The sequence below is a fragment of the Rickettsia endosymbiont of Thecocarcelia acutangulata genome (genome assembly GCF_964263195.1).
Classification (GTDB): Bacteria; Pseudomonadota; Alphaproteobacteria; order Rickettsiales; family Rickettsiaceae; genus Rickettsia; species Rickettsia felis.
Genome location: NZ_OZ181652.1, coordinates 741,313 through 766,769, shown reverse-complemented (window position 1 = coordinate 766,769; position 25,457 = coordinate 741,313). Strand labels below are relative to the sequence as shown.

The window sequence follows — 25,457 nt, the reverse complement described above, 5'->3', positions numbered from 1 at the left end:
TGATTTTTAAATAGAATTATATTTTTGTGATTTTTTTACACAATTATATTACATTAAAATTAATTTTTATTAACATAATAAATTGAATATATCAGTATAATAATAGCTGATAGCTTAAGTAAAAATATAAAAACAGTTAATAAAATTTAATAAAAAGAAAAGCATTTTTTTATTTATTCTCAAGTATTTTTTCCTTTTAGTGTTTTATAACTTCTTGCAATATATTAAAAATTTAGTAAGCATTGTTAATTGTAAAGGTAGATGATTACTCAATCTATTTTTATTTCAAAAATATTTATAATTTTTAACAATTAAACTAAAGAGGTTATTTTATGTCGTCATATGAAATTACTGCAAAATGGGTAACAAGTTCTCATGATACCGGATGGTATTTTCCATTAGAAGTTACAATAAAAAACAATACTAACCAGGCAGTATTTGCTCCGGAAATAAGTTTTGATCTTAGTAAAGTACAACACATTGATACTAACCAACCAATTAACGCTTATACCGGCTTTACCCATCATTCAAATACTTTTCCTGTAATTAAAGGTAATTTAGTAGAACATTTAGCAACTCTACCGGCTAACGGTTCTGTAACTGTAACTTTTGGGGTGAGTTTTAATCCGGCGGTGCTTCCTAATCCAAATGCACTACCTGAAAAATTTACTTTTAATGGTGAACTAATAGAGAATCCAGAGCCAGAGCCAGAGCCAGAGCCAGAACCAGAGCCAGAACCGGAACCAGGAACTAGTAAACTAGTACAAAAAGATGATTTAACTGAACAGACATATAAACTGACTGGGTTTAATCCTAAGAGCGAAACTATTAACTTTAGTTATACATCAGGTAGGGTACTTAAAGATGTTTACAATAAATATGAGTCAGATAAGGAATTTGAAGTTGGTGGTTACTATACGGCTTGGTCACAATTTGACATACGCCTACAGGATCCTACAGCGGTTAATGGGGCTGGGCGAGGCGTAGATATAAAGAAACATTATAATCATAATTTTGACAAGCTGGTTTTAGGATTTTCTGCAATCAATGGTGATAAAGGAGAAAAAGAAGCAATCATTAAACTATCTGCTGATCAGTTAGGATTACAAAAGTTTGAAATGACCACCGTTGGTAATTGGGATATGCTTGCAGCATATGTTAATTGTGGTTTTCCAGCATATGCAGGTGAAGACTACCCAAACTTATACAATCAACAAAAAGCTCAAGGAGCACTAGGTGCTTTTCACAACCTAAAAAAAGCAAGTCCTGAGGGAACAAAATTTGCCCTTAGCGTCGGCGGATGGACTATGAGCGAAGCTTTTCATGAAATGGCTAAATCTCCAGCAGCTCGTAAAATATTCAATGACTCAGTAGTAAAGTTTATAGAAAAATTTCCAATGTATAAACAAATTGATGTTGATTGGGAATATCCAGGAGCAGCAGGGAATGGTAACCCACATGGTCCTGAAGATGGTGGGAATTATACATTATTAGTTAAAGAGTTAAGAGAAACACTTAACGCCAAGGGGCATACAGATTTTGTCATTGCTATAGCAGCAGCAGCTGATCCTGCAAAACTAGCACTATCAAATATAAAAGACTTGGTTGATGCAGGAGTAACCCAAATTCACTTGATGACATATGACCTTTTCGGTGGTACCTACGGGGAGGGAAAATTAGCACACCATACTAACCTTTATAGTAGAGACGGCGACAATAAAGAGTGGTCTATAAATCAATCTGTAAAATATCTTATTGAAGAACTGAAGATCCCTGCAAAATGTGTGCATATAGGTTATGTAGGTTATAGCCGTAGTGCACGTGAGGTAGAGATAGAGTCAGTTTCTCCATTAAAGGGTACATATAAAGTAGATCCTCAAATAGTTGGAACTTTTGAAAACGGTGTTACTGAGCAGAATGATGTTTATTTTAATTATTTTGATCCAAGCACAGGAAAAGGAAAAAATGGATTTATACTTTATACTGATACAGTAGCTAATGCTGATTTCCTTTACAATCCTACATCTAAAGTATTTATGTCCATAGACACACCTAGAACTGTTAAAGCTAAAGCAGAATATGCAAAGAAACATGGTCTTGGAGGAATTTTCACATGGACCGTAGATCAGGATAATGGTGCACTATCTAATGCTGCACATGAAGGTTTAGGTCATAAATGTGTTAAGCAAAATATAGATATGAGTACATTTTATTTTGAGGGTGAAACTGAATTAGTAGGATATAGCAGCGATACTATTGTCCTATAATAATTGCCTGCGTGGATTGGAAAACGCACTCGGTGTCATTTGGTAACTTGTTCACGGTGTCCAGAAAACAACTAAAAATACATTAGTATTTTTAACTGGATTCCGTGAATAAATCGCGGAATGACAGAGGGAAAAACAGTTCACGCAACAATGTTTAAATTCCGTTACTATCTACTCAAAGCTTTTAGACTTTCCTTTAGACCGTCTTTTATAAATGAAATTTTAGCTTGTTTGCCGTCTGCAGTGATTAGTTCTAAATAATTATCGTTTGATAAAATCATATCTAGATATCTTTTGTAATAACAGCCAAAGCCTGACAGCCGTTTACCGTACAATTTACGTATTTTCCGGCTGATATTCGTTTGTCACCGCTATTAATAACTGTACCTGCCGGAATTTGAACATTTGACGGGACTATTTCTATTATTTTTAATTCCTGTTCTTCTTGCTCCCCATTGAAATAACCTATGTGATAAATGGCTAATATTTCCTTTTCTTTATCTTTCTCTAGATTATTAATTTGTTGTGATAAGAAGCAAAGTTCTTTTTTCTCATTATTAAGAGTGCAATTTAAAGTCCAAGCTCCGTACTTTTTTTGTGCTGATGAAGCATCTACATTTTCTACTCTGTATACAATAAAAGTACCGGTTATTATAAATAATCCACTAAGAACAAAAGCAACTTTTTTTATACAATCTTTCATATAATTTTTAACCTTTTTAAAATATTTTCTTTTCCTAAAATTTCTGCAATTTCAAATACGCTAGGTGAAGCCGTCATACCTGTTATTAAAGCTCTTACGGGTTTCATAATGTCATTTAGCTTTAAGCCATTATGAGTTGCTATTTCTTTAAATTTATTCTGCACGGATTCCTTATCAAACTGCTCAAGTTTGCTTAAGCCTTCTATAACTTGTTTGATTAAATCTGTATCACAATTTTCTATTATTTCTTTTGCATCTTGGTTATAGATGATAGGCGAATCTACGAGATAAATTTGAGCAAGCCGTGCTAGATCAAGTAATGTTTCGCTTCTAACTAACAAGCTCGGCATTGCTTGTTTTATATAACTTACCTCTTTCTCACTAATCTTATAATTTTGTTTCAATATCTCTACAGTCTTTGAAGTTAAACTATCATTGTCAAGCATTCTTAAGTAATGGGCATTAAGGCTATTCATCTTAGCAAAATCAAGCTTAGAAGGTGATTTACCAAGTGAATCAAGATTAAACCATTCTATAGCCTGAGCCGGTGAGATAATTTCATCATCACCGTGACTCCATCCAAGACGCAATAAATAATTACACAAACTTTCTGGTAAATATCCCATATCCTTATAAGCTTCAACACCTAAAGCTCCATGCCTTTTGGATAATTTTGCTCCGTCTGCTCCATGAATTAACGGTATATGAGTCATGCTCGGTACTTCATAGCCGAAAGCATGATAAATAGCGATTTGCCTTGCTGCATTGGTTAAATGATCGTCACCTCTAATAATATGAGTTATACCCATATCATGATCGTCTACTACAACGGCTAGCATGTAAGTAGCAGTGCCGTCACTACGCAATAATACCATATCATCGATATGAGAGTTTTCAATTACTACCTCGCCTTGTAAAGTGTCATGAATGGTTATACTACCTTCACGAGGTACTTTTAGGCGTATTACCGGTTTAATATCGGTAGGGTAGGTGGATGAATCTTTATCACGCCACTCGCTATTAAAAATAAAATGTTGTTTATTTTCTAAAGCTTTTTGCCGCTGTCTTTCTATTTCTTCTTGGCTAGTAAAACAATAATATGCTTTATCTTCTTGCAGTAATCTTAGTGCTGCTTCTTTGTAAAGATCATTACGTTTAGACTGAAATATAACTTCGCCGTCCCAATCAAGTCCTAGCCATTTTAGACCTGCGAATATAGCTTCTACAGCTTCTTTAGTTGATCTCTCTTTATCGGTGTCTTCGATGCGAAGCAAGAATTTACCGTTATGATGCCTTGCGAACAAGTAGTTAAATAAAGCAGTTCTTGCCGAACCTATATGTAAAAACCCCGTCGGTGACGGAGCAAATCTAGTAATTACGTTATTAGTCATTTATTATCTTTTTTAAAATATATACTAAGAACTGTGTCATACCGTGGCTTGACCACGGTATCCAAAAAACAACTAAAAATACTAATAATATTAGTATTTTTAACTGGATCCCGCGATCAAGTCGCGGGATGACATATACTCTTTCTCCCCAAACACATAAAATAATTTACGTCTATATCATCGCTTAATTTCCATTCATTTTTAGCAGGATCATATACCAAGCCTTTCAGCTCTTTAATTTCGATGTCGGTATCCGTAAGCATTTCATAAATTTCTGATGGTTTTAAAAATTTGCTATAATCATGAGTGTTTTTAGGCACCCAACCTAAAACATATTCAGCAACTATTATTCCAAGTACATAAGCTTTTTTAGTACGGTTAATCGTAGAAATTATTGCCATACCGTTTGGCTTAATATGTTTGACCAAATTTAGTATAAATTGCTGCACGTTTTCTACATGTTCAATAACCTCAAGACAAATTACTACATCATATAGCTTGTCACTCTGTAATTCTTCTATAGTAGATTGTAAATAATTTACTTTTACGCTGTTTTCCTTAGCATAAGCAGTTGCCGTTTCAATATTACTTTGCAGAGCGTCAATGGCTGTAACATTAAAACCTTGAGCCGCTAAAGGCGTTGCAATTAACCCTCCACCGCAACCGACGTCTAATATTTCTAAACTAGACCTCTTCGGAAACTCTACTTCTAGGGGTAATTTGTACGTCGATCCGGTACTCGCATCCTCACGTATGCTTATATACGCTGCGGTGCTGTGTTCCGTGTCTCCTTCAAATTCCTCCCTATAAGCGAATTTCCAAAGAGGTCTACTAGAAATATCATTGTAATGCGAGGTTATTTTCTCTATTATATATTCAAGGCGAATAGGATTTATTCGATGTAACATACCGAACTCCCCGTCCTTATTCCACCAATTATGAGAAATTTTCTCAAATTTTTCTAATTCTTTTTTATCGATTGAAGACATAGTCTATGATTCTTTCCAATGTCATCCCGTGGCTTGACCACGGGATGACTAGAGGCCATACAACAAACATATATAATATACTCAGATGACTTTAATAATACTAGCCTTAATTTTAATTAGCTGCATATTTGCTCCCCTTGGCTGCATTGCCCTATGGAAGAGATATATTTATTTTGGTGACGGGCTTGCTCATAGTAGTTTTTTAGCGGCCAGCATAAGTATTATAGCACATTTCCCATTAATATATTCAGGGATAATAGTTGCGATTCTTTTTTCATTTTTTGTGTTTATTTTTAAAAAAAATTCTGAAAAAAATGCAGTTATTAATTTGATTTCTAGCTTTATGCTAGCTGTTGCTTTGGTTATTAATTATTTTACTTCTTTGCAGAATAATATAGTGAATTTGTTGTTTGGGGATATTTTATCCGTGTCTTTTAATGATTTGATTATACTAGGGGTAGTGCTAATAACTATTATAAGCTTTATAGTATATTTTTATAATCAAATTCTTCTTATAATCATCAATAGAGATATTGCAGTCATAAAAGGCTTAAAGGTTAATATTATTGAGCTAATATTTTTACTTCTTCTCTCATTATCGGTATTTTCTGCTATAAAGATTGTCGGTGCATTAATGGTAACCGCTGTTTTACTTATTCCTGCAATGATTGCACGATTTGTAGCATATAGCCCCTCTCAGATGATTATAATATCAATTTTTATCTCTTTATTTATTAATTTTTGTGCTGCACTTAGTTCTTTCTATTTTGACTTACCTTTAACTCCATTGTTTATTATATTAGGTACGTTTATTTATGGGCTACTGTATTTGAAGCGATTATTATGAATAAAAACGAATTTACTGAATATGTCAAAGAATTGTTAGAACCGTATGGTTCAGTAGCCGTTCGTGCAATGTTTGGTGGATATGGTATATATAAGGATGGTGTTATGATAGGAATTATTAAAAGCAATGAATTATATTTTAAGTCAGACCTAAGTACTTATGAATATTTTCAATCTTTCGGTTCTGAGCCATTTGTATATCAAAGTAAAGGTAAACTTGTAACTTTATCATATTGGAAGGTGTTATCTGAAATTATTGAGGATCAAGAGTTATTAGGCAAGTGGTTTAAACTAGCGTTGAATGCTGCTATTAACAGTCAAAAGAAAAAATAAATGTTACCCCGTGACCCCTCCGGTGTTGTTGCATGGCTCGTTTATGTCATTCCTGCGTAGATTGGTAAAACCTACTGTGTCACCCCGTGGCTTGCCACGGGGTCTATAAAAACAATAAAAAATACTAATATTTTAGTATTTTTAACTGGATCCCGTGGTCAAGCCACGGGATGACAGAGGTGAAATTGAACCAGGCGGGAATGACATAAAACGAGCCACGCAACAAGGCTTGCAGTCGCTCGCAATGATGTTAGAATCTATCCACATTCTTCATAATCTCAAGATAGTCTATCTTACCGCTTGCAAGCAGAGGTATTTCTGAATCGGTAATAATTACTTTCGGTAAATGTAGTAAAGAAATTTGAGCTTTAGATACAGTATCTGCAAAATTTTCTCTATTTATATCGGAACCGGTAGTAAGTAAAATAATTTTTTCTCCGTGTGTTTTATCGGCGATGGAAATAGCAGCGTGCAAGGAATCAGGAGCAATTTCGCTTGCAAGTTCTTCAATCTTTGTAAGAGATATCATTTCCTCCGCTATTTTAGCAAAGCGTTTTAAACGTCCTAAAATTGTTATATATCCTTCAGAATCTATTTTGACTATATCGCCGGTGTCATACCATTCTTTATAAGTACGGTGACTTTCTAAGTCTAAGTAACCAAGCATGATGTTAGGACCCCTAATGAATAAACGTCCCCCTTCATTTATTCCCTCTACTTTCTCAAGCTTATAATCAATTTTCGGTAATAATCTTCCTACCGTGCCTGCTTTATTATGCATAGGGGTATTGCAAGCTATAATAGGTGAGGCTTCTGTAATCCCATATCCTTCAAAAATACGTATGCCGTACTTATTAAGCCAGAATTGTCTTGTAGATTCTTTTAATTTTTCGCTACCGGCAAATATATAGCGTAATGAGTAAAAATCATATGGGTGAGCGTAATTAGCATAACCGTTTAAAAAAGTATCGGTAGAAATTAATATAGTTGCTCCGATATCGTATATAACTTCAGGAATGCTGCGATAATTTAGTGGAGAAGGATATAGAAACAGCTTAATACCGTTTAAAGTTGTAATAATTGCACCACCAAGACCAAAGCAATGAAACAAAGGTAATGAGTTAAATACTATATCTTCAGGACTAAAAGGTACTTTAGCAGTTATTTGATATCTATTAGTTTGTAAATTTCTGTGAGATAATAATACGGATTTAGGTTCACCTTCAGTACCTGAAGTAAAAATTATCACTGCCGGTTTTTCGTCGTCACGATTACGACAAAAATAATTGTAATAAGTTTGGGCAAAATAACTCCCTATTTTTGCTTTTAGTTTTAGAGCTGTACCAATCTGATTTTTAAAATCTTCTAAATATATTATTTTAATACCGAAATCTAATAAGTTAGTTATTAATTCATGTAAATTTGCTTTTTCGATAAATTGTTTTGAAGTGTAAACTACTTTAATTTGTGCAAGTTTACAGGAGTTAATAATAGTACTTATGCCGCTGCTCCAGTTAATTATAGCAGGAACATAACCGCTAGATTGCATGGCGTAAAAAGTAATTAACGTATTCGTGGTATTAGGCAACATTAAGCCTAAATTTCTGCTAAAGATATTATTCTTTTTGATTAAATCACCTAGGATAAAAGATTTTAATATTAAATCTCGATAAGTAATCGCATTATTTTCAAAATCATCAACTATTTTTTTCTTAAATCCATGAATTTTAGCAGCTTCTATAAGAGATGAGAATAAAGTATTTTTATAGTCTGAACTCTCAAATATCATGTCAGCCATGATATCATAAAGAGTCCTAGATATATAACTGCGTCGTTCTTGATTACTTGCAGCATCCATATTAGCGAATTTTACTGGCGGTAAAACGGTTATAGTAATTTTAGGAAATATTTTTCTTTTTAATATGTTTTTTAATTTTGATAAATGAGTAAATTGAGTACCGTCTATTCTAACAGGTAAAACAGTAGCACCGGCTTTATCGGCAATCATTCCAGGTCCTTCGTATATTTTCATTAAAGAGCCGGTAACGCTTATTCTACCTTCAGGAAAAATTGCTACTTTCTGATCTTTTTGTACTTCTTTTACTAAAGTCTTTATTGCCATTGGGTTACTTGGATCAACCGGCAAAGTTCTTGCCATACGTAAAAACGGTTTAATCCACCATATTTTTTGTATATCGGGACTAATTGCAAAAGTCATTTCTTCTCGTAAGTAAGTAGCAATTAGCGGCGGGTCGAGATATGAAATATGATTAGCGACAACTACTACTTTTTTACCGGATTTTTGGAAATTTTCAAATCCTTTAACTTCAACCTTATACATAAGATCAAAACAGATTTGGAATATTCTTCGCAATAGCTTAAACGGAATAATTTTAACTTCAGGTATTAAACGGTAAATATATATAGTGACGATTATATTAGCTAGACTAATAAATAATATAATCCAGGGTATAGTGAAATTTAGGTAAAATAATAAAGATAAAATAATTGTTGAACCCACCATGAAAATGGAATTAATGAGGTTATTAACGGCAATAATTCGGCTACGATGAGCAGGGTTTGCATAATGCTGTAATATAGCAAAAAGGGGAACGATATATAAACCGCCTATTGCTGCTAAGAAAAATAAATCTATAACTATTCGCCAATTATGTCTTTTTGATAAAAATACCAAAATACTTTTTAGCTGAGTAGGTTCATAGTTAACTGAGCTAATTCTACTTGCGAAGAATAAATCAATACCGAAAATACTAATGCCTAGGGCTGAAATAAATAGATATTTAACGGTAATCTCATCTTCAAATATTTTGCTACATAAAAACGAACCGACCCCAACACCAAGCGAGAAAACCGCTAAAAATAAGTTAGCAACATTCTCATCAGCTTTAAAAGTTATCTTAGCAAGTAAAGGTATTTGTGAAATTATAGCAGCTCCGATAAACCAGAACCATGAAATGCCGAGTATAGCTAAATATATCTGTTTTTTTGCTTTGGCATATTTAATCATATTTATGCTTTCATCTATAATATTAAAATTTATTTTAATATCACGATTTGCATTTTTAGATTTTGGAGAGAAAAGGCTTGTAATGAAGCCGAGAAAGGCGATGGTAATTAAGGAATAAATTATAAAATTATTGCTGATTGTATAATAGCTGCCGATTATAGTACTGATAAAAATACCGATAAAAGTTCCGGCTTCAACAAAGCCGTTAGCTCCAAGTAGTTCGTCTTTAGTTAGGTGATCAGGTAATACGCTATATTTTATTGGACCGAAAAAAGTAGAGTGTATACCCATTAAGCAAATAGAACAGAACAGAATTAGCAGATTATTATGATGAAATCCATAAATTGCAAAGGCAATTATACCGATTTCACAAATCTTAATAATCTTAATAAGGCTTGCACGTTCGTATTTGTCGGCAATTTGTCCTGCTATGCTTGTGAATATTATGAAAGGTAGTACAAAAGTAGCATTAGCAATTAAAACGAGTAGATTATTATATTTACTTAAAGAACCAGTAATGCCGTAAGTTATAAGGATTACTAGAGCATTTTTTAATATATTATCATTAAGACAACCACATAACTGTACTATAAAATTTGGTAAAAATCGTCTATCTTTGAAAAGATATAATTTGTTTGTGTCCATGATGTAAAATATTTTAAATACCGATTTTGTTGGATTCAAATCGTCATGAGCTACGGAAAAATTGAAAATTTTGTACGTCCGCAATCTCAGGATGCTTGACAAGATTGCCACGTCGGGACTATGTCCCTCCTCGCAATGACGGAAAAACCAATCCATGCAACAAAATCTAAACTCCCCAAATATTAGCAATTTATATTAATATGTCAAATTGCATATAGATAAATACTTTTTAATGAGGATTATTTAAATCTTTATAATAATCGCACATTGCTTCTCTATTAGCAGGAATATTATTATTAGATTCCTCTATATCCTGTTTGGGAATAAAAAGAGAAAAAATTTTACTAATTTTAATTATTACTTCATGTAAACTCATATTTATTCTCCTAAAAATTATTTTCTATTCTATCGCTCTTTATAGATATAAGGACCTAGTATCAATATTTTTCTTTATTATTCTTTTCTTTTTGTACTTTCTTTCTTCTTTGTAAATTCTTTTTTAAAGCAGTTGATAAGTTATTAAATTTAGCTGTCGGTTTGGCTTTTTTCGATGCTTCTTTGGTATCTTCGGTAGATGACATAAATAATTATCTTTTCACATTAGCATTATTATATTATATTATGGATATTTTGGAAATAAAACTATAAATAATCTATGAATCAAAGTAATATAATCTCTCCTGAGTTACTGGATGAGAGAAAAAATATTGCAAGGCAAGGGGGCGGTGAAGCTAGGATCAACGCACAACATCAAAAAGGTAAGTTAACTGCACGAGAACGCATAGAAGTATTATTAGATCCGAATAGCTTTACCGAAACAGGTATGTTTGTATCCCATAGATGCAATAATTTTGGGATGCAGGATAAAAAGTTTTTAGGTGACGGTGTTGTAACGGGACACGGTACGATAAACGGTAGGTTGGTATTTATTTATAGCCAAGATTTTACCGTACTTGGTGGCTCACTCGGTGAATATCATGCTAAGAAAATCTGCGATATTATCAATCAAGCTATAGCAACCGGTGCTCCCGTAATCGGTATTAACGACTCAGGGGGAGCAAGAATTCAAGAAGGGGTTGATGCTCTTGCCGGATACGGTGAATTATTTCAGCGTAATGTTTTAGCGTCGGGTGTTATCCCTCAAATTACCTTAATTATGGGACCTTGTGCCGGTGGTGCGGTATATTCCCCTGCCTTAACCGATTTTATATTCATGGTTAAGAATAGTTCTTATATGTTCGTAACCGGTCCCGATGTAGTAAAAACCGTTACGGGTGAAGAAGTAAGTCAAGAAAAGCTCGGCGGTGCTAGAATGCATACCACTAAAAGCGGCGTTGCCGATCTTGCATTCAATAATGATATAGAAGCATTGCTCGAAATTCGTAAGTTCTTTAATTTCCTTCCGTCATCTAATCGTAGTCCTCTTCCTGTTCGTTCGACTATTGACCCTGCCGATAGAGTCGATATGTCTCTTAGCACGTTAATACCTAACACTCCTAATAAGCCTTATGATATGAAAGAGCTTGTCGAGCGTATTGTTGATGAGGGAGAATTTTTTGAACTACAACCTGATTTTGCGAAGAATATCATTATCGGCTTTGGTTATATGGAAGGTTATCCGGTAGGATTTGTAGCTAATCAGCCTTTGCATTTAGCAGGATGTTTAGATATAAACGCCTCAAGAAAAGCAGCAAGATTTATTAGATTTTGTGATGCTTTCAATATTCCTATAGTAAGTCTTGTTGATGTCCCTGGATTTCTGCCTGGTACATCTCAAGAGCATGACGGTATTATTAAACACGGGGCTAAGCTGTTATACGCATATGCGGAAGCTACAGTGCCGAAGATTACCGTAATTACCCGTAAGGCTTATGGAGGTGCTTATATAGTTATGAACTCCAAGCATCTTAGAGGCGATATAAACTATGCTTGGTTTAATTCGGAAATCGCTGTTATGGGTGCAGAGGGAGCAGCCGAGATAATATTTAAGGAAGAATGTAAAGACTCTGAAGCTAAAAAACAAAAAATCGATGAATATAGAAAAGTAGTAACTTCGCCTTTTGTTGCGGCATCTAGGGGATATTTGGATGATATTATAAGACCGCAAAATACTAGATGGCGAATATGTAAGGCATTAAATTTCCTGCGTACTAAAAAAGTAGAACTGCCTTGGAAAAAGCATGATAATTTGCCGTTGTAATTGTTATTTCTGTGTGGATAAATCGTCATTGCGAGGAGCGAAGCGACGTGGCAATCTCGTACCAAAGTCCTGAGATTGCTTCATCAATTACTTCGTAATTTCCTCGCAATGACAAAAACTAAAATTATAACAAAAACTATGAATAAACCATTATTTGATAAAATTTTAATTGCTAATCGTAGCGAGATCGCCGTTAGGATAATACGTACCTTAAAAAAGATGGGGATAAAGTCGGTTGCAGTATATTCTGAAGCAGATACAAACTCAATGTATGTGCAGCATGCAGATGAGGCTTATTATATAGGTGATTCCCCTGCAACGGAAAGTTATTTATCTATTAAAAATATTATTTCAGCGATTCGTGAAAGTGGAGCAAGTGCAGTACATCCGGGTTACGGTTTTTTATCGGAAAATCCAAATTTTGCCAATATTCTTAAAAGAGAAGGTGTTGTTTTAATAGGACCGAGTGCCGGAACTATTAAAAAAATGGGCGATAAAATTGAAGCAAAGAAGATAGCGATAGAAGCCGGAGTTAGCACCGTTCCGGGTTATATGGGAACTATAAATGATGTTAAGCAAGCGGTGGATATTGCTAAAGAGATTGGTTTTCCGGTAATAGTAAAAGCGGCTGCCGGCGGCGGTGGACGTGGTATGAGAGTGGTGAATAATCCCGCTGAAATGGCAAATGCTTTTGAGTCGGCAAAGCTTGAAGCAGCCAATAGTTTTAGTGACGATAGATTATTTATTGAGAAGTTAATTCAAACTCCCCGTCATATCGAAATTCAGCTAATTGCCGATCAATACGGCAATAGTGTATGTCTCGGAGAGCGTGAATGTTCAATACAGCGTCACCATCAAAAAGTAATCGAAGAAGCACCAAGTTCTTTTATTACTGAAGATATAAGGCAAGAAATGTATCGGCAGGTAATATCCTTATCTCAAAAAGTGGGATATTATTCGGCCGGTACCGTTGAGTTTATAGTAGATAGCAATAAAAATTTCTATTTTTTAGAGATGAATACTAGGTTGCAAGTCGAGCATCCCGTTACTGAGCTAATTACCGGTATAGATATCGTTGAAGAGATGATAAAAATCGCAGCCGGCGAGAAATTATCATTTACGCAAGATGACATAAAATTAAAAGGTTGGGCATTTGAATCACGAATTTGTGCCGAAAACCCAAGCCGAGGTTTCTTACCTTCTAGCGGTAGAATTATAGCTTATTCCGAACCTGCAAAGAGTCCTAATATCCGTATAGATACAGGAATTGGGCTTGGCGGTGAAGTAAGTATGTTTTATGATTCGATGATTGCAAAATTATGTACTTACGGTGAAACAAGAGAGCAGGCGATTGAGGTAATGCGTTCTGCTTTGAGTTCTTATATAATTAACGGTATTGCTCATAATATTAGTTTCTTAGAAGCTGTAATGCTACATCCCCGCTTTGTTAGCGGCGATATTTCTACTGCCTTTATTCAAGAAGAATATCCTGACGGTTTTTCCGGAGCTAGTCTAACTTCAGAAGTAACTACCGTATTTTTAGCAACGGCTATTTTTATTTATATATCAGAGCAAAGACGTGCTTCTTTAATTTCCGGCAATATTAACAATCAGGCTAACAAAATAGGTACAAGATGGGTGGTAACTATCGATGATAAATTATTCCCTGTATTAATTACACCTGTTGAAAACGGCTATAATATACGTCACGAAAGCGATAGAATATATATTCGTAGTAACTGGAATTTAGGTAATGAACTTTTTACGGCTATAATTAACGGTAAAAAGACAAATGTAAAAATTGAGAATATCAGAACCGGTTATTTATTATCGCATGCCGGTATTAGCGTAAAAGCCTTTGTACGCTCTCCTCGTATATCAGAACTTGAAGCGTTAATGGTCTCAAAAGTAGTGGTAGAAGAAAGCTCCGAACTACAAGCTCCTCTAAGCGGTCAGATTGCTGCGATAAAGGTGAAAGAAGGGCAGGAAGTGACGGCAGGACAAGAAATTATGATTTTAACTGCTATGAAAATGGAAAACCTGATTCTTGCCGAAAGAGACGGAAAAATAGCTAAAATTTTTGTTAATGAAAAGGATAATGTTGTAAGAGGACAGATATTATTAGAATTTGCTTGATATACTCTGCTATCGCTATTGCGAGTGGGCATTGCCCGCGTGGATCGATTTCACCTCTGTCATCCCGTGGGCTTGACCACGGGATCCAGTTAAAATACTAAAATTATTAGTATTTTTTATTGTTTTTATGGACCCCGTGGTCAAGCGAACTAGGTGACACTGTAGGTTTTGCCGATCTACGCAACAATGCCTCCTCGCAAAGCCTATCCATGCAACAATACAAAGCAGTTTACTATATTCATTTATTCAGATATATCCATTAAGTCAAAATTTTCTCCTAAAATACTAAAGTTAGTATCTTTCTCAAGACATAAAATATTAAAACTAGTTTCTTCTTCGAGAATATATTCCATTAAGTTAAAATTTTTCTCAATGTATGAAATCATTGATTTGTCCGCCTTATCAGCCATTTCTAGAGCTTCAAATTGACACTCTCTTAAATAATATTGTGCTTTTTGATAATAATTAGAGCTTTTGTGTATTTTACTATACATTTCTATAGCTTCAGCGTATTTATCTAGATTGTAAAAAGAACTACCGCAATTAAATAAAGCACTTTGATAGAGTGAGAAATGGTTATAAGAGATCTGACTATAATATTTTATGGCTTCTATAAATTTTCCTTGTTAAAAGTAACACCCTCCTATATTAAACAGAGCATAAGGATAAGATGTGCTACTTTTATCTATTTTGCTATAAGCTTCTATAGCTTCTTTATATTGCTCATTCCTAAAATAATTATTTCCTTTCGTAAGATTTGGATTAGCCATGGTTCCTCCGTATTTTAATTAGATTTTTTTATAAAAAAGTATATATTACCATGAAATATGATTTCCATGTTTCATGGTAATATATATATATCTAATAAATGTGCAAGAGGTTTTTTATTTGATGTGATTTCTAACTAAAATCAGTAATCCAGAAAAAACAACTAAAAATACTAATTTTATTAGTATTTTTAACTGGATTCCGTGAATAAATCGGTGTTGCTGCATGGATACCCGAATCGTCATTGCGAGGAGCGAAGCGACGCAGCAATCCAGGAGATAATTAAAAAAATTCTGTAAATCAGAATTTTTTTTCTTCCTTGCTTCGCCTTGATTACTGCGTAATTCTTCTTGCAATGACGACACAATTGATCCGCGTAAGCAACGCCTATGCAGAAATTACATTGAACTAACTTTCAAACTTAGCATCAAATAGCTCTGTCGTATCACCGCCTAAAGAAGTTTCTTCATCAAGCTTATTAATGTCTTCAAGAGAAAAGAATTTTGATTTAGCAGCTAACCTAGAACCTGGGCTAGTTTCAATATTATTATCTTGTATTATTTCTGCTTTTAACAGATCTATAATTGTTATATATTTCTTATGCTTATCATTATCAGGATTAAATATAGAAATATCAGCTTTGTGTTTAATTAATAATTTGCAAATATCTTTATATGTAGGATTTTCCGGTGTATCTATAAGTGAATTTAATGCTAAAAGAACTACTTTACCTCTTTCTAACATTACAGCATTAGGATTACCATCATGCTCTAATAAAAATCTAAGCATTTTTATATACGTAAGTGGCTCGTGTTCCGGTTTAGAACCTAAAGCTTTATAATTGGGTTCATAGGCTGCGATTGCATCAGATACTACTAAAGCAACAGGATCTTCTGAATGGCCATGAGCTGTTGCACCATATTTAAACAACTTTTCTAAAATTTCGACATTACCTTTTATTATTGCTGATATAACGCCTTGAGATGCGATAGCTCCTTTTATTAGAAGGTAATCCATTACATCAGTACAGTCATTCATAATAGCAATACTTAATATAGAGCCTCCGTGTACAGGATCATCAATTGTAGTATTAACATCAAACTTTTTCTCTTCAATAAAATATTTAACTAAATCTAAACGACCTTGAACAACCGCTTCATAAAGACCATCATGAGAAACTTTGGATGAACCTATTAATTCTCTAATATCTTCTAAGCTTTTGTGATTTTTTACTGCTTGAAGAACTGTAAAATCTATAATTGTTTTGGAAAGGGATGAATCTATTAATTGCTTAATATCTTGTATGCTTCTATGTTTTTCTCTATTAAAAAAACAAGAGATTTTATTGTATCAGCGTTGTTATCTAATAACTTTAATATTATCTTTTATTTTAATTGCCCTATTTAGTGCTGTTCCATGTATAGGATCAATTTCGTTAATTTGATTAGTTTTTATAAGTTCTTTAATTTTTTCTTTAGTTTCTTCTTTAAATTTTTCTTTTAAAAGTTGTTTTTCAGTTTTCAAAGAATCTCTTAGAGCTTTAAAAGAGAGGCTTTTACGCATAATTTACCTAGATTAATTTATAGCGTGCGTACTATAGATTACTCTAAGTAAATTATCAATATCTTAATTGATAGTAAAATAATTTACGATCTCTTAACTTTAAGTTGTATTTGATGGTTCTCTAATTCTACTTTACTTACATAATCAGGCGTAAAATTTTTAGAAAACTCGCCTAAAGTTTGTTCTTTAATAAAGTCTCCATAATTATCAATTATCTTAGATAAATCAAACTCGCTTATTATCTCAATTAAAATCCTGTCAGTTATAGAGAAATCGGCATCTTTTCGAGCCTGTTGTATAAAGCGTACAATGTCTCTTGCGTATCCTTCTTCTATTAACTCAGTTGTTAGCTCTAAATCAAGTATTAACAAGCTACTATTATTCTCAAAACTTGCTGCTCCTTTGATATGCACGTGCGGCTCTAAAACTAGCTTATATTCGTCGCTATTTAAGGTTTCACCGCATATAGCTAAACCGTCTCCGATAGCTTCCCACTCGCCTTTTTTAGAGGCGGCTATTATCTCTTTCATTTTAGCGGGAAGACGTTTACCGAGCATTGGGAAATTAATCGATAGTTTTTTGCTTGTATAATTCTCTAAATCATCACGATAAATTACTGATTTAACATTAATTTCGTCTTTTATTAAATCTTCAAAGCTTTTTAGTTTATCATTATGTTTACTAATGATAGTTATAGTTGCAAGCGGCTGCCTTACTCTGATATTTTCAGTGCTTCGGATAAACAAGCTATTACTGCAAATATCAAGTACGTTATCCATAGTAGCAACTAGCTCGTGATTTATCTCAAAGTTTGAGAGATTAGGGTAGTTGCATAGATGGACAGAGATAGAACCGTCATTGCGAGGCGGTGTTGCTGGCGTGGATACTAAACCGTCATTGCGAGGCACTGAAAGTGCCGTGGCAATCTCATGAGAATTTCCTGAGATTGCTTCGTCAAGACTTAAGTCTTTCCTCGCAATGACGTCCGGTCGTTTATGACATAACCCCAAATATATCGCCTCCGAAATCATAGGCACTAGTGCCGACATCGCAATTGCCATAGCCTCTAAACATGAATACAGAGTATTATAAGCATTTTGTTTATCTGCATCTTTTTCGCTTTTCCAAAATCTTGCCCTACTTCGTCTGATATACCAATTATTCAATACTTCAAAAAATTCTGAAACTGCGTGATAAGCCGTTTGCGTATCGAAATTATCTAAACTTTCTCCAATTTTATTTACTGCTATTTTGAGCTTAGACAATATATAAATATCAAGCACGTTTTGAGAAGCAAAATTAAGCTCACCTTTAAGCGAATCGGCATTAGCATACATCGTAAAGAAATGGTAAGCATTCCAAATAGGTTTGATAAATAAACGAAGCGTATCAAACACCATCTTACCGTCTTTATCGATTAATAGCTCCTGACCTTTAACGACGTTTGAAGATAACATCGTAACTCTTAAAGCGTCAGAGCCGTATTTATCAAATAGCTCCAGCGGATCGGCATAGTTATTAAGACGCTTTGAGAGCTTTTGACCGGTAGCGTCTAAAATCACGCCGTGGCATATACAATTTAAAAACGGCGGACGATCAAATAAAGCGGTAGATAGCACCATTAAAGTATAAAACCAACCACGTGTTTGAGCTGAATACTCAACTATAAAATCAGCCGGAAAATGATCCTCGAACCACTCTTTATTTTCAAAAGGGTAGTGGGCTTGCCCGTACGGCATTGAGCCGCTTTCAAACCAGCAATCAAACACGTCCTCTATTCTACGCATCGTTGATTTACCGGTTGGATCGTCGGGATTGACCCTAGTTAGTTCATCGATAAACGGACGATGTAAATCAGTAACTTTAACACCAAAATCTTTCTCTAATTCTTCTATAGAACCGTAAACATCTATGCGTGGATATTTTGGATCGTCTGATTTCCATACAGGCAAGGGCGTCCCCCAAAATCTATTACGGCTTATCGACCAATCCCTAGCATTTTCAAGCCACTTACCGAATAAATTATCTTTAACGTGATGTGGAATCCAATTTATTTGCTGATTTAATTCTACCATTCTATCTTTAAATTGCGTAACCTTTACGTACCATGACGGAACAGTCTTATATATAAGAGGCGTATCTGTTCGCCAGCAATGAGGATAATTGTGAATATACTGCTCGGTTTTTAGCCAATTTCCTTGTTTTTTCAGTTTGATAATTATTTTGTCGTTTGCGTCAAATACTTGCAAACCCTCTAAGTCAGGAATTTCTTTAGTGAATTTACCGCTATTATCAACAGGGCAAACAAGTGAGATTCCTTTTGATTCGCAAAGTAGTTGGTCATCTTCACCAAAGCCTGGAGCCATATGTACGACCCCTGTACCGTCACCCTCAACCACGAAATCGCCTGCAAATATCTTAAAGCTGTTTGGATGATTCTTGAAATAGTCGAATAAAGGTTTATAGCGGAGTCCTTGAAGTGCTGAACCCTTAATTATCTCAAAATTTTCTTCACCGCTAAGCCCTAATTCTTTAGCATATTTAGAAACTGACGAGGCAGCTATAATGTAGCAGATCTCCTCTTTCGGTACTAATGCGTAATCTATATCACTACCGACTGCTAGGGCTAAATTTGATGGTAATGTCCAAGGCGTCGTGGTCCAAGCGAGGATTCTATATTCTTTATAGTCACCGCTAGATGTCGTTCCTGACTCCCTCAATGTCATTCCGTTGATCGCAGGAATCTCATTCAGTACAAAACTCACCGTTACGGCTTTATCTGCTCGCTCACGATAAGAATTATCAAGCCTTGTTTCAAAATTAGAAAGCGGTGTTTCGCATGCCCAAGAATAAGGCATTACCCGCATAGATTCGTATAATAGCCCTTTATTATATAACTCCTTAAATGCCCAAAGGACAGATTCCATAAAATTCTTATCCATCGTTTTATAAGAATTTTTAAAATCCACCCATCTTGCTTGACGAGTTACATATTTTTCCCAGTCACTCGCATATTTCATTACCGAAGCTCTGCAATGGCTATTGAACTTCTCTATACCGAAATTAGTTATTGCAAGACGCCCTGAAATACCAAGTTCTTTCTCTGATTGCATTTCAGCAGGAAGACCGTGACAGTCCCAGCCAAAGCGACGCTCAACTTTCTTACCTTTTACGGTTTGATATCTAGCATATACGTCTTTAATAAAACCGGTAAGCAAGTGACCGTAATGCGGCAAACCGTTTGCAAAAGGCGGACCGTCATAAAAAATAAATTCCGATTCTCCATTTCTATCATCAATAGATTTTTGGAATATATTATTGTCTTGCCAAAATTTTAGTATTTCTTGCTCTATAGCTGCAAAATCAGCATTTGAACTAACTTCAGGATAATATTTAGTATTTGTCATTATTTTAGAAATTATTTTTAAAAATATTTTAATTATACATGTAAGATAGGTAATAATACAAGAATTTTAATATATTACTTTTTTAATTTTACTTACTTATTAAATTTGGTATAATGATATTATTAGTAAGTCTAATTAAATAATTATTAACATGTATATCAATACTTTAGTCATTACTTCTAAAGGACAGATTGTTTTACCAAAAAAAGTTAGAGAGATTTTAAATAGCAATATTATTTCTATAGAAATTGATGATAATAACAAAGTTATATTATCTCCTGTTTCAGATGTGGGAGGCGTATTTGCGAAATATAAAAAAAATACCGAGCTTTCTTTTGAAGAAGTAAGAGATAAAGCTTGGAAAGACAATGTATTTTTACATCATAAAAATGTTAAGGATATACAATGAAATATATATGTGATACAAATTTTATTGTTAGATATTTACTTGCCGATGATAAAAATATGTTTAATCAGACAAAAGAAATATTTGAACAAGTTAAAACAGGTCAGATTATTTTAATAATAGAGCAAACTATATTTACGGAAGTAATATTTGTTCTATCTTCCGTTTATAAAATTTCTCGTGATGAAATTTCTACTACTTTATCGGATCTACTTACTTATAAAGGTATACATTGTGAAAAAGAATATTACCTAAATGCTTTAGGATATTATATAAAATATAATATTCATATAGTTGATTGTATACTACTCGCTAAAGCAAAATCTTTAAATATGCCCTTACTTACTTTCGACCAAAAATTATTGAGTTTAGTTAGTACAAATTGAGTATATACATCTAATAAATGAAGAGTTGGTAGACGAAGTTTAATTTGGAAAAGAGCAAGGAGTCCATAAGACGAGGAACGCAGCGTATACTTAATACGTGAGTACCGCAGTACTTGTAGGACGAGGTAGCCAATTTTTCAAATTAAACGAGTATACCTACGTAAACATTCTAACTATGGGTATATTTGAAGGGTCGAGTAGTTTTTTCATCTGTGAGAAAGTTTTTACTATATTTTCTACGGCAGTCTCAATAAATTTATCAGTTTCAGTATAATTTTCCGATTCGTCTTGTATGTAAAAAAGAATAGATGAGACATAAACCGAAAGTAATAAGCTTCTTTTGGTATAATAATTAAAATCAAGAGATTTATCGCCGGCATAACGCCAAATAGCATCACAGCTACGGAATGCAACTTCAGTTCCTTGCATTGGGTTTAACGCAAAATAAGCGGCATTCTTACTATGAATAATAGGGAGTACGGTTTTGATCCTAATCTTTACCGCTAAAGATATTTTATCTCTTATTTTTGCCGGCTCTTCTATTGTCTTTAAGCTTTCTAGCATAATATTATCTAAGTAGCTTTCAAAGAATTCTATTATTTCAGATAAACCTTCCGGAAAAACTATTAAAGCATAACCTTTTGCAAAGCCGCATTTTTCTTCTGCTTCTTCAAGTAGTTTATTATTCCATTCATTAAACGGTAATAATTCTAATAAATATTGCACGAAACTTATTTTTTTGATATGGTGTTCTTCTTTAATGCTCATATTTTTTAACCTTGACATATAACTTAATTATAGGGTATTATTCAATAAACCACAATATCTTTTAAGGAGAGTAATTTTAGTGATACTAGTAAATGTTCACGCCGGTAATTGTGACAATACGCTTAAGAATTTTAAGAAAAAGCTACAAAGAGAGCTTTATTTTCGTAAGATGAAAGAACAGCGTTATTATGAAACACCTTCAGCGAAGCGTGTTCGTAAAGTACAAGAAGCAGCAAGAAGACAGAGAAAATTTGCTTGTAAAAAAATGTTTGATGAATAAAATTTCAAACAATTTTTATACTAAATAAAAAGCTAGAAATATTAATATTTCTAGCTTTTTTGTTATGTAGATTATTTTATAATTTTCTGTCGTTATGCCATAGTCCGATGTCATTCCCGCAGAAGCGGGAATCCATTACTTTAAAGCTTTTTAAAAGCTTGATTTATCTCGCTTTTTTTGGATTCCTGCTTCCGCAGGAATGACATTAAAGTACAAATATTCCCAATTAGCTTTTTTTATGTTATAAAGAATTGTTATAGCCATATAAACCGTATCTATGCTTAGTTATCTTAAACAAAATTTACGTTCTTATTTTTCTAGTAGAGTACTAATTTTTACTTTAGCAATAGCAGCTATTATTTTTGCCTGTACTACTTTTTATGTGATATCTTTAGAATCAAAGAATTTTAGTACGATTATTGGATTTTTATTAGTTGATTTAGCAATTTTTTTAATTTTAGGCGTTTTACTAACTCAAAAATTTTTTACTCAAAATAGTAATAACGATAGTTCTAAATTACAAAATCGTATTGTAATTGCCTTTAGTTTAGTTGCAGCTATTCCAACTATAATTGTCTCAGTATTTTCTGTTTATTTTTTTAATCTTAGTGTTCAAGCTTGGTTTGATAAGAAGATTTCTACGGTTCTTGATCAATCGGTAATAGTTGCGGAATCTTATATTGCCGAGCATAAATTACAGCTAAAAGAAACGGCTCTAGCCGTTGCTGAAGATTTAAGCGATATGTATTATGATTTAATTCATAATCCCGCTTTATTTACTAAAACACTTAATACCGAAGCAGAGATGCGTTCGCTTGATGAAGCTATAGTTTTAAACAAATCTACTAATACTATAGTAGCTAATAGTTATTTAAGTTTTTCATTATCATTTGCAACTATTCCCGCACATTTAATTAAAAAAGCGGATTTAGGAGAACCGGTGGAAGTAAAATCCGATCCAACCAAAATAAGGATGCTGATTAAATTAAAAGAATATAATGATGTGTATTTATTAGTCGGTAGATTAGTAGATAATAAAATTATCGACCATATAGATGCAACTAACGGAGCAGCTGCCGAGTATAATAGCCTTAAAAACGAAATAGATAATATACAGATTAAGTTCTCTATAATGTTTATATTTATTGCCTTATTACTTCTTTTTGTAGCTATAAGTTTTGGGGTTATATTTACCGCTAAAATAGTAAAGCCTATTAAAAAATTAGTTACTGCAACTGACAAAGTTAAAGACGGTGATTTAACGGTACAAGTGCCTGAAAATGAAGTAGATAAAGACGAAATAGGTACGCTTTATGCGGCATTTAATAGAATGATTAAGCAGCTCTCCCGTCAGCAACGTGATTTAGTTATAGCACAGAGGGCGATGGCTTGGTCGGATGTTGCAAAAAAAGTAGCCCATGAAATCAAGAACCCGTTAACTCCTATTTTACTTGCTTCTGAAAGATTACTTAAGAAATTTAGTCCTGAAATTAAGGAAAAGGCAGAATTTGAAAATTATTTAAAAATGATTATTCGTCATACTAACGATATTAAAAATATAGTGTCCGAATTTGTTCTTTTTGCACGTCTTCCTGCTCCTAAATTTACGAAAAGTGAATTAGTTTATTTAGTTAAGCATATTGTTGAAGCACGTAAATTACTTAATGATAATATTTTGTATAAATTTGAGTCTAACGTAGATCAATTTGATTTTATGTGTGATGCTACCCAAATAAATCAAGTTATGATCAATTTATTGAAAAACGCAGAAGAGTCAATAGAAGGGCGAGAATCCGGAAAAATAGAAGTTACTATAGATGCTAAAGACGATTTTATTAGCGTCATTGTAATTGATAACGGTAAGGGATTTCCGCCTGAGCTAATAGGCAAAGCTACCGAAAGCTATGTTACGACCAGCAGTAAAGGTATGGGAGTAGGGCTTGCTATAGTTAAAAGAATAGTCGAAGAACATTGCGGCATTCTAGATATAGCGAACAGAGAAGAAGAGGGAGCAATAATCGATATAAAATTCGATTTAAAAGAGCTGGATTTGAAAGCTGGGCGTTTGGTGTGGTAGAATTATACAATTGTTGTGTGGACCGGTAAATGTTCTGTATATCATTCTTAGCTAAAAGCGGGAATCCAGTAAAATCTACAAAAAACTTGTTTTTTTAGTTTATTTAGTAAATATTAAGACTATTTTTTTGGATTCCTGCTTTCGCAGGAATGACATAGGTATCCACGCAACAAGACCTTGAGAACAGCCGCAGGCTGCGTGGCAATCTAGAAAATAATTAAAAAAATTCTGTAAATCAGAATTTTTTTTCTTCCTTGCTTCGTCAATTACTTACGTAATTTCCTTGCAATGACGGAAAAATCGAACCACGCAACAACGCCGACTTGATCACTTACCTCATAGGCAAAAAGTTATGAATATAGAAATTACAGAGCTTCTAGCAAAAGAACTTATTGCAGAACAATTCCCTAATTGGGCTAATTTATCAATTAAATCGGTTGAATTTAGTGGTCACGATAATAGGACCTTTCATTTAGGCGATGAAATGTTGATTAGATTACCAAGTGCAGAAAAATATGTAGATGCGGTTTCAAAAGAACAAAAATGGTTACCAGTATTAGCTCCGAACTTGTCATTTCATATCCCTAAGCCTTTAGCTTTAGGTAAATCTTCAAAAAATTATCCTTGGAATTGGTCAATATATAAATGGATTAAAGGAGAAAGTGCAAATAGCTTTGATGCTAGCAGCTTAAATTTATCTCTAATCGCTTCTGATCTAGCAAAATTTCTAAATGAATTACATAAGATTGATATAACTGATGGGCCTATTCCAGGTACTCATAATTTTTGGCGTGGGGGTAATCTTGCAGTTTATAACCTTGAGACAAAATCAGCAATTAAAAACTTAAAAAATTTGGTTGATGCAGATAAAGCTCTATCTGTTTGGGGAAAAGCATTAAATTCTCAGTGGAATAAAAACCTGTATGGATTCATGGTGATTTTGCAAGCGGTAATATTATTATAAAAAATGGCAAACTTGATGCAGTAATTGATTTTGGAGGTATGGCTGTTGGTGATCCTGCTTGTGATTTAGTAATAATTTGGACTTTTCTTCAAAATGAAGCAAGAAAAGTTTTTAAAGAAAAGCTAGCCTTAGATGATGATACTTGGGATAGAGCAAGAGGCTGGGCTTTGTGGAAAGCTTTAATTGCTCCATTAGATGGTCTTTATGCCGTTAAGGATTTACAAATTATTCATGATATTTTATATGAGCATGAAAAGTTATGATTGAGATAGGTATTTATTAAATACTATATCTAATGAG

Annotated in this window: 22 protein-coding genes and 2 pseudogenes; 12 read left to right on the top strand and 12 right to left on the bottom strand. The window is 33.6% G+C overall.

All coding sequences use genetic code 11. The features are described from left to right. Nucleotides 1-332 precede the first annotated feature (332 nt). Nucleotides 333-2,267: a glycosyl hydrolase family 18 protein gene (locus tag ACE38Q_RS04140; protein WP_500190209.1), complete on the top strand. Its 1,935-nt coding sequence runs from the start codon at nt 333-335 to the stop codon at nt 2,265-2,267. A gap of 167 nt (nt 2,268-2,434) precedes the next feature. On the opposite strand, the pseudogene ACE38Q_RS04135 reads toward ACE38Q_RS04140, so the two are convergent. The 3 genes and pseudogenes from ACE38Q_RS04135 to ubiG form a co-directional block, all read right to left on the bottom strand. Beyond that, a pseudogene (locus ACE38Q_RS04135) lies at nt 2,435-2,970 on the bottom strand (invasion associated locus B family protein). Beyond that, nucleotides 2,967-4,361: a glutamate--tRNA ligase gene (gene gltX, locus ACE38Q_RS04130; RefSeq protein WP_500190208.1), complete on the bottom strand. Its 1,395-nt coding sequence runs from the start codon at nt 4,359-4,361 to the stop codon at nt 2,967-2,969. Before gltX ends, ACE38Q_RS04135 begins: the two are co-directional and overlap by 4 nt. 116 nt (nt 4,362-4,477) lie before the next feature. Then, entirely contained in the window at nt 4,478-5,350 is an 873-nt protein-coding gene (ubiG, locus tag ACE38Q_RS04125; RefSeq protein WP_500190207.1) for a bifunctional 2-polyprenyl-6-hydroxyphenol methylase/3-demethylubiquinol 3-O-methyltransferase UbiG, read from the bottom strand. An 85-nt stretch (nt 5,351-5,435) separates the two neighbouring features. On the opposite strand from ubiG, the gene ACE38Q_RS04120 reads away from it, so the two are divergent. Both ACE38Q_RS04120 and ACE38Q_RS04115 read left to right on the top strand, forming a co-directional pair. Next, a complete protein-coding gene (locus ACE38Q_RS04120) occupies nt 5,436-6,197 on the top strand; it encodes a metal ABC transporter permease (protein WP_500190206.1) in 762 nt (253 codons plus the stop codon). Further along, a complete protein-coding gene (locus tag ACE38Q_RS04115; protein WP_500190205.1) occupies nt 6,194-6,529 on the top strand; it encodes a TfoX/Sxy family protein in 336 nt (111 codons plus the stop codon). Before ACE38Q_RS04120 ends, ACE38Q_RS04115 begins: the two co-directional genes overlap by 4 nt. Nucleotides 6,530-6,779: 250 nt before the next feature. Here ACE38Q_RS04115 and ACE38Q_RS04110 read toward each other — a convergent pair whose 3' ends face one another. From ACE38Q_RS04110 to ACE38Q_RS04100, 3 genes are all read right to left on the bottom strand, one after another. Then, nucleotides 6,780-10,202, bottom strand: a complete 3,423-nt coding sequence (locus tag ACE38Q_RS04110; RefSeq protein WP_500190204.1) for an acyl-[ACP]--phospholipid O-acyltransferase — start codon at nt 10,200-10,202, stop codon at nt 6,780-6,782. A 229-nt stretch (nt 10,203-10,431) separates the two neighbouring features. Further along, the gene (locus ACE38Q_RS04105) at nt 10,432-10,578 is read right to left on the bottom strand and encodes a hypothetical protein (RefSeq protein WP_500190203.1); all 147 of its coding nucleotides are present in this window, start codon (nt 10,576-10,578) and stop codon (nt 10,432-10,434) included. Between the two features lie 61 nt (nt 10,579-10,639). Further along, a complete protein-coding gene (locus ACE38Q_RS04100; protein ID WP_187145856.1) occupies nt 10,640-10,783 on the bottom strand; it encodes a hypothetical protein in 144 nt (47 codons plus the stop codon). A gap of 74 nt (nt 10,784-10,857) precedes the next feature. Between ACE38Q_RS04100 and ACE38Q_RS04095 the strand changes: the two genes are divergently transcribed. Both ACE38Q_RS04095 and ACE38Q_RS04090 read left to right on the top strand, forming a co-directional pair. Further along, nucleotides 10,858-12,402 (top strand): acyl-CoA carboxylase subunit beta, encoded by a 1,545-nt coding sequence (locus ACE38Q_RS04095; RefSeq protein ID WP_500190202.1) that lies wholly within the window; start codon nt 10,858-10,860, stop codon nt 12,400-12,402. 138 nt (nt 12,403-12,540) lie between these two features. Further along, the gene (locus ACE38Q_RS04090; protein ID WP_500191275.1) at nt 12,541-14,538 is read left to right on the top strand and encodes an acetyl-CoA carboxylase biotin carboxylase subunit; all 1,998 of its coding nucleotides are present in this window, start codon (nt 12,541-12,543) and stop codon (nt 14,536-14,538) included. A gap of 242 nt (nt 14,539-14,780) precedes the next feature. Here ACE38Q_RS04090 and ACE38Q_RS04085 read toward each other — a convergent pair whose 3' ends face one another. The 5 genes from ACE38Q_RS04085 to ileS all read right to left on the bottom strand — a co-directional run bounded on the left by ACE38Q_RS04085 (nt 14,781) and on the right by ileS (nt 20,276). Next, nucleotides 14,781-15,032: a hypothetical protein gene (locus ACE38Q_RS04085; protein ID WP_500190201.1), complete on the bottom strand. Its 252-nt coding sequence runs from the start codon at nt 15,030-15,032 to the stop codon at nt 14,781-14,783. Between the two features lie 132 nt (nt 15,033-15,164). Beyond that, nucleotides 15,165-15,308 carry a hypothetical protein gene (locus ACE38Q_RS04080; protein WP_500190200.1) on the bottom strand — a complete coding sequence of 48 codons (144 nt, stop codon included), beginning with the start codon at nt 15,306-15,308 and terminating at the stop codon, nt 15,165-15,167. Between the two features lie 406 nt (nt 15,309-15,714). Next, a complete protein-coding gene (locus ACE38Q_RS04075) occupies nt 15,715-16,563 on the bottom strand; it encodes an ankyrin repeat domain-containing protein (protein WP_500191272.1) in 849 nt (282 codons plus the stop codon). A gap of 102 nt (nt 16,564-16,665) precedes the next feature. Continuing rightward, on the bottom strand, nt 16,666-16,869 hold the full coding sequence (locus ACE38Q_RS04070) for a hypothetical protein (protein ID WP_500190199.1): 204 nt from the start codon (nt 16,867-16,869) through the stop codon (nt 16,666-16,668). An 83-nt stretch (nt 16,870-16,952) separates the two neighbouring features. Further along, nucleotides 16,953-20,276, bottom strand: coding sequence for an isoleucine--tRNA ligase (gene ileS, locus ACE38Q_RS04065; protein ID WP_500190198.1), 3,324 nt, complete (start codon nt 20,274-20,276; stop codon nt 16,953-16,955). Between the two features lie 151 nt (nt 20,277-20,427). Here ileS and ACE38Q_RS04060 point away from each other — a divergent pair, with 151 nt between their 5' ends. Both ACE38Q_RS04060 and ACE38Q_RS04055 read left to right on the top strand, forming a co-directional pair. Continuing rightward, on the top strand, nt 20,428-20,685 hold the full coding sequence (locus ACE38Q_RS04060) for an AbrB/MazE/SpoVT family DNA-binding domain-containing protein (protein WP_500190197.1): 258 nt from the start codon (nt 20,428-20,430) through the stop codon (nt 20,683-20,685). Beyond that, a complete protein-coding gene (locus tag ACE38Q_RS04055; protein WP_500190196.1) occupies nt 20,682-21,068 on the top strand; it encodes a type II toxin-antitoxin system VapC family toxin in 387 nt (128 codons plus the stop codon). The genes ACE38Q_RS04060 and ACE38Q_RS04055 overlap by 4 nt, the downstream gene beginning before the upstream one ends. Before the next feature lie 156 nt (nt 21,069-21,224). Here the strand turns inward: ACE38Q_RS04055 and ACE38Q_RS04050 are convergent, their stop codons facing one another. Beyond that, nucleotides 21,225-21,836, bottom strand: a complete 612-nt coding sequence (locus ACE38Q_RS04050; RefSeq protein WP_500190195.1) for a COQ9 family protein — start codon at nt 21,834-21,836, stop codon at nt 21,225-21,227. Nucleotides 21,837-21,915: 79 nt separating this feature from the next. On the opposite strand from ACE38Q_RS04050, the gene rpsU reads away from it, so the two are divergent. The 5 genes and pseudogenes from rpsU to ACE38Q_RS04025 all read left to right on the top strand — a co-directional run bounded on the left by rpsU (nt 21,916) and on the right by ACE38Q_RS04025 (nt 25,420). Then, entirely contained in the window at nt 21,916-22,116 is a 201-nt protein-coding gene (gene rpsU / locus ACE38Q_RS04045; RefSeq protein ID WP_500190194.1) for a 30S ribosomal protein S21, read from the top strand. Nucleotides 22,117-22,393: 277 nt separating this feature from the next. Then, a complete protein-coding gene (locus ACE38Q_RS04040) occupies nt 22,394-24,193 on the top strand; it encodes a sensor histidine kinase NtrY-like (RefSeq protein WP_500190193.1) in 1,800 nt (599 codons plus the stop codon). Nucleotides 24,194-24,545: 352 nt separating this feature from the next. Next, nucleotides 24,546-24,689: pseudogene (locus tag ACE38Q_RS04035) on the top strand (acetyltransferase); the annotation flags it as partial. Then, complete coding sequence (locus ACE38Q_RS04030) at nt 24,678-25,157, top strand: phosphotransferase (protein WP_500191268.1); 480 nt, start codon at nt 24,678-24,680, stop codon at nt 25,155-25,157. The pseudogene ACE38Q_RS04035 and the gene ACE38Q_RS04030, both read left to right, overlap by 12 nt. After that, on the top strand, nt 25,121-25,420 hold the full coding sequence (locus ACE38Q_RS04025; protein WP_500191264.1) for a phosphotransferase: 300 nt from the start codon (nt 25,121-25,123) through the stop codon (nt 25,418-25,420). The genes ACE38Q_RS04030 and ACE38Q_RS04025 overlap by 37 nt, the downstream gene beginning before the upstream one ends. Nucleotides 25,421-25,457 lie beyond the last annotated feature (37 nt).

Excerpts from the sequence above, each read along its gene's own strand:
- ACE38Q_RS04140 (WP_500190209.1), top strand. The coding sequence starts at position 333 with ATGTCGTCATATGAAATTACTGCAAAATGGGTAACAAGTTCTCATGAT.
- gltX (WP_500190208.1), bottom strand. The coding sequence starts at position 4,361 with ATGACTAATAACGTAATTACTAGATTTGCTCCGTCACCGACGGGGTTT.
- ubiG (WP_500190207.1), bottom strand. The coding sequence starts at position 5,350 with ATGTCTTCAATCGATAAAAAAGAATTAGAAAAATTTGAGAAAATTTCT.
- ACE38Q_RS04120 (WP_500190206.1), top strand. The coding sequence starts at position 5,436 with ATGACTTTAATAATACTAGCCTTAATTTTAATTAGCTGCATATTTGCT.
- ACE38Q_RS04115 (WP_500190205.1), top strand. The coding sequence starts at position 6,194 with ATGAATAAAAACGAATTTACTGAATATGTCAAAGAATTGTTAGAACCG.
- ACE38Q_RS04110 (WP_500190204.1), bottom strand. The coding sequence starts at position 10,202 with ATGGACACAAACAAATTATATCTTTTCAAAGATAGACGATTTTTACCA.
- ACE38Q_RS04105 (WP_500190203.1), bottom strand. The coding sequence starts at position 10,578 with ATGAGTTTACATGAAGTAATAATTAAAATTAGTAAAATTTTTTCTCTT.
- ACE38Q_RS04100 (WP_187145856.1), bottom strand. The coding sequence starts at position 10,783 with ATGTCATCTACCGAAGATACCAAAGAAGCATCGAAAAAAGCCAAACCG.
- ACE38Q_RS04095 (WP_500190202.1), top strand. The coding sequence starts at position 10,858 with ATGAATCAAAGTAATATAATCTCTCCTGAGTTACTGGATGAGAGAAAA.
- ACE38Q_RS04090 (WP_500191275.1), top strand. The coding sequence starts at position 12,541 with ATGAATAAACCATTATTTGATAAAATTTTAATTGCTAATCGTAGCGAG.
- ACE38Q_RS04085 (WP_500190201.1), bottom strand. The coding sequence starts at position 15,032 with ATGTATAGTAAAATACACAAAAGCTCTAATTATTATCAAAAAGCACAA.
- ACE38Q_RS04080 (WP_500190200.1), bottom strand. The coding sequence starts at position 15,308 with ATGGCTAATCCAAATCTTACGAAAGGAAATAATTATTTTAGGAATGAG.
- ACE38Q_RS04070 (WP_500190199.1), bottom strand. The coding sequence starts at position 16,869 with ATGCGTAAAAGCCTCTCTTTTAAAGCTCTAAGAGATTCTTTGAAAACT.
- ileS (WP_500190198.1), bottom strand. The coding sequence starts at position 20,276 with ATGACAAATACTAAATATTATCCTGAAGTTAGTTCAAATGCTGATTTT.
- ACE38Q_RS04060 (WP_500190197.1), top strand. The coding sequence starts at position 20,428 with ATGTATATCAATACTTTAGTCATTACTTCTAAAGGACAGATTGTTTTA.
- ACE38Q_RS04055 (WP_500190196.1), top strand. The coding sequence starts at position 20,682 with ATGAAATATATATGTGATACAAATTTTATTGTTAGATATTTACTTGCC.
- ACE38Q_RS04050 (WP_500190195.1), bottom strand. The coding sequence starts at position 21,836 with ATGAGCATTAAAGAAGAACACCATATCAAAAAAATAAGTTTCGTGCAA.
- ACE38Q_RS04040 (WP_500190193.1), top strand. The coding sequence starts at position 22,394 with ATGCTTAGTTATCTTAAACAAAATTTACGTTCTTATTTTTCTAGTAGA.
- ACE38Q_RS04030 (WP_500191268.1), top strand. The coding sequence starts at position 24,678 with ATGTTGATTAGATTACCAAGTGCAGAAAAATATGTAGATGCGGTTTCA.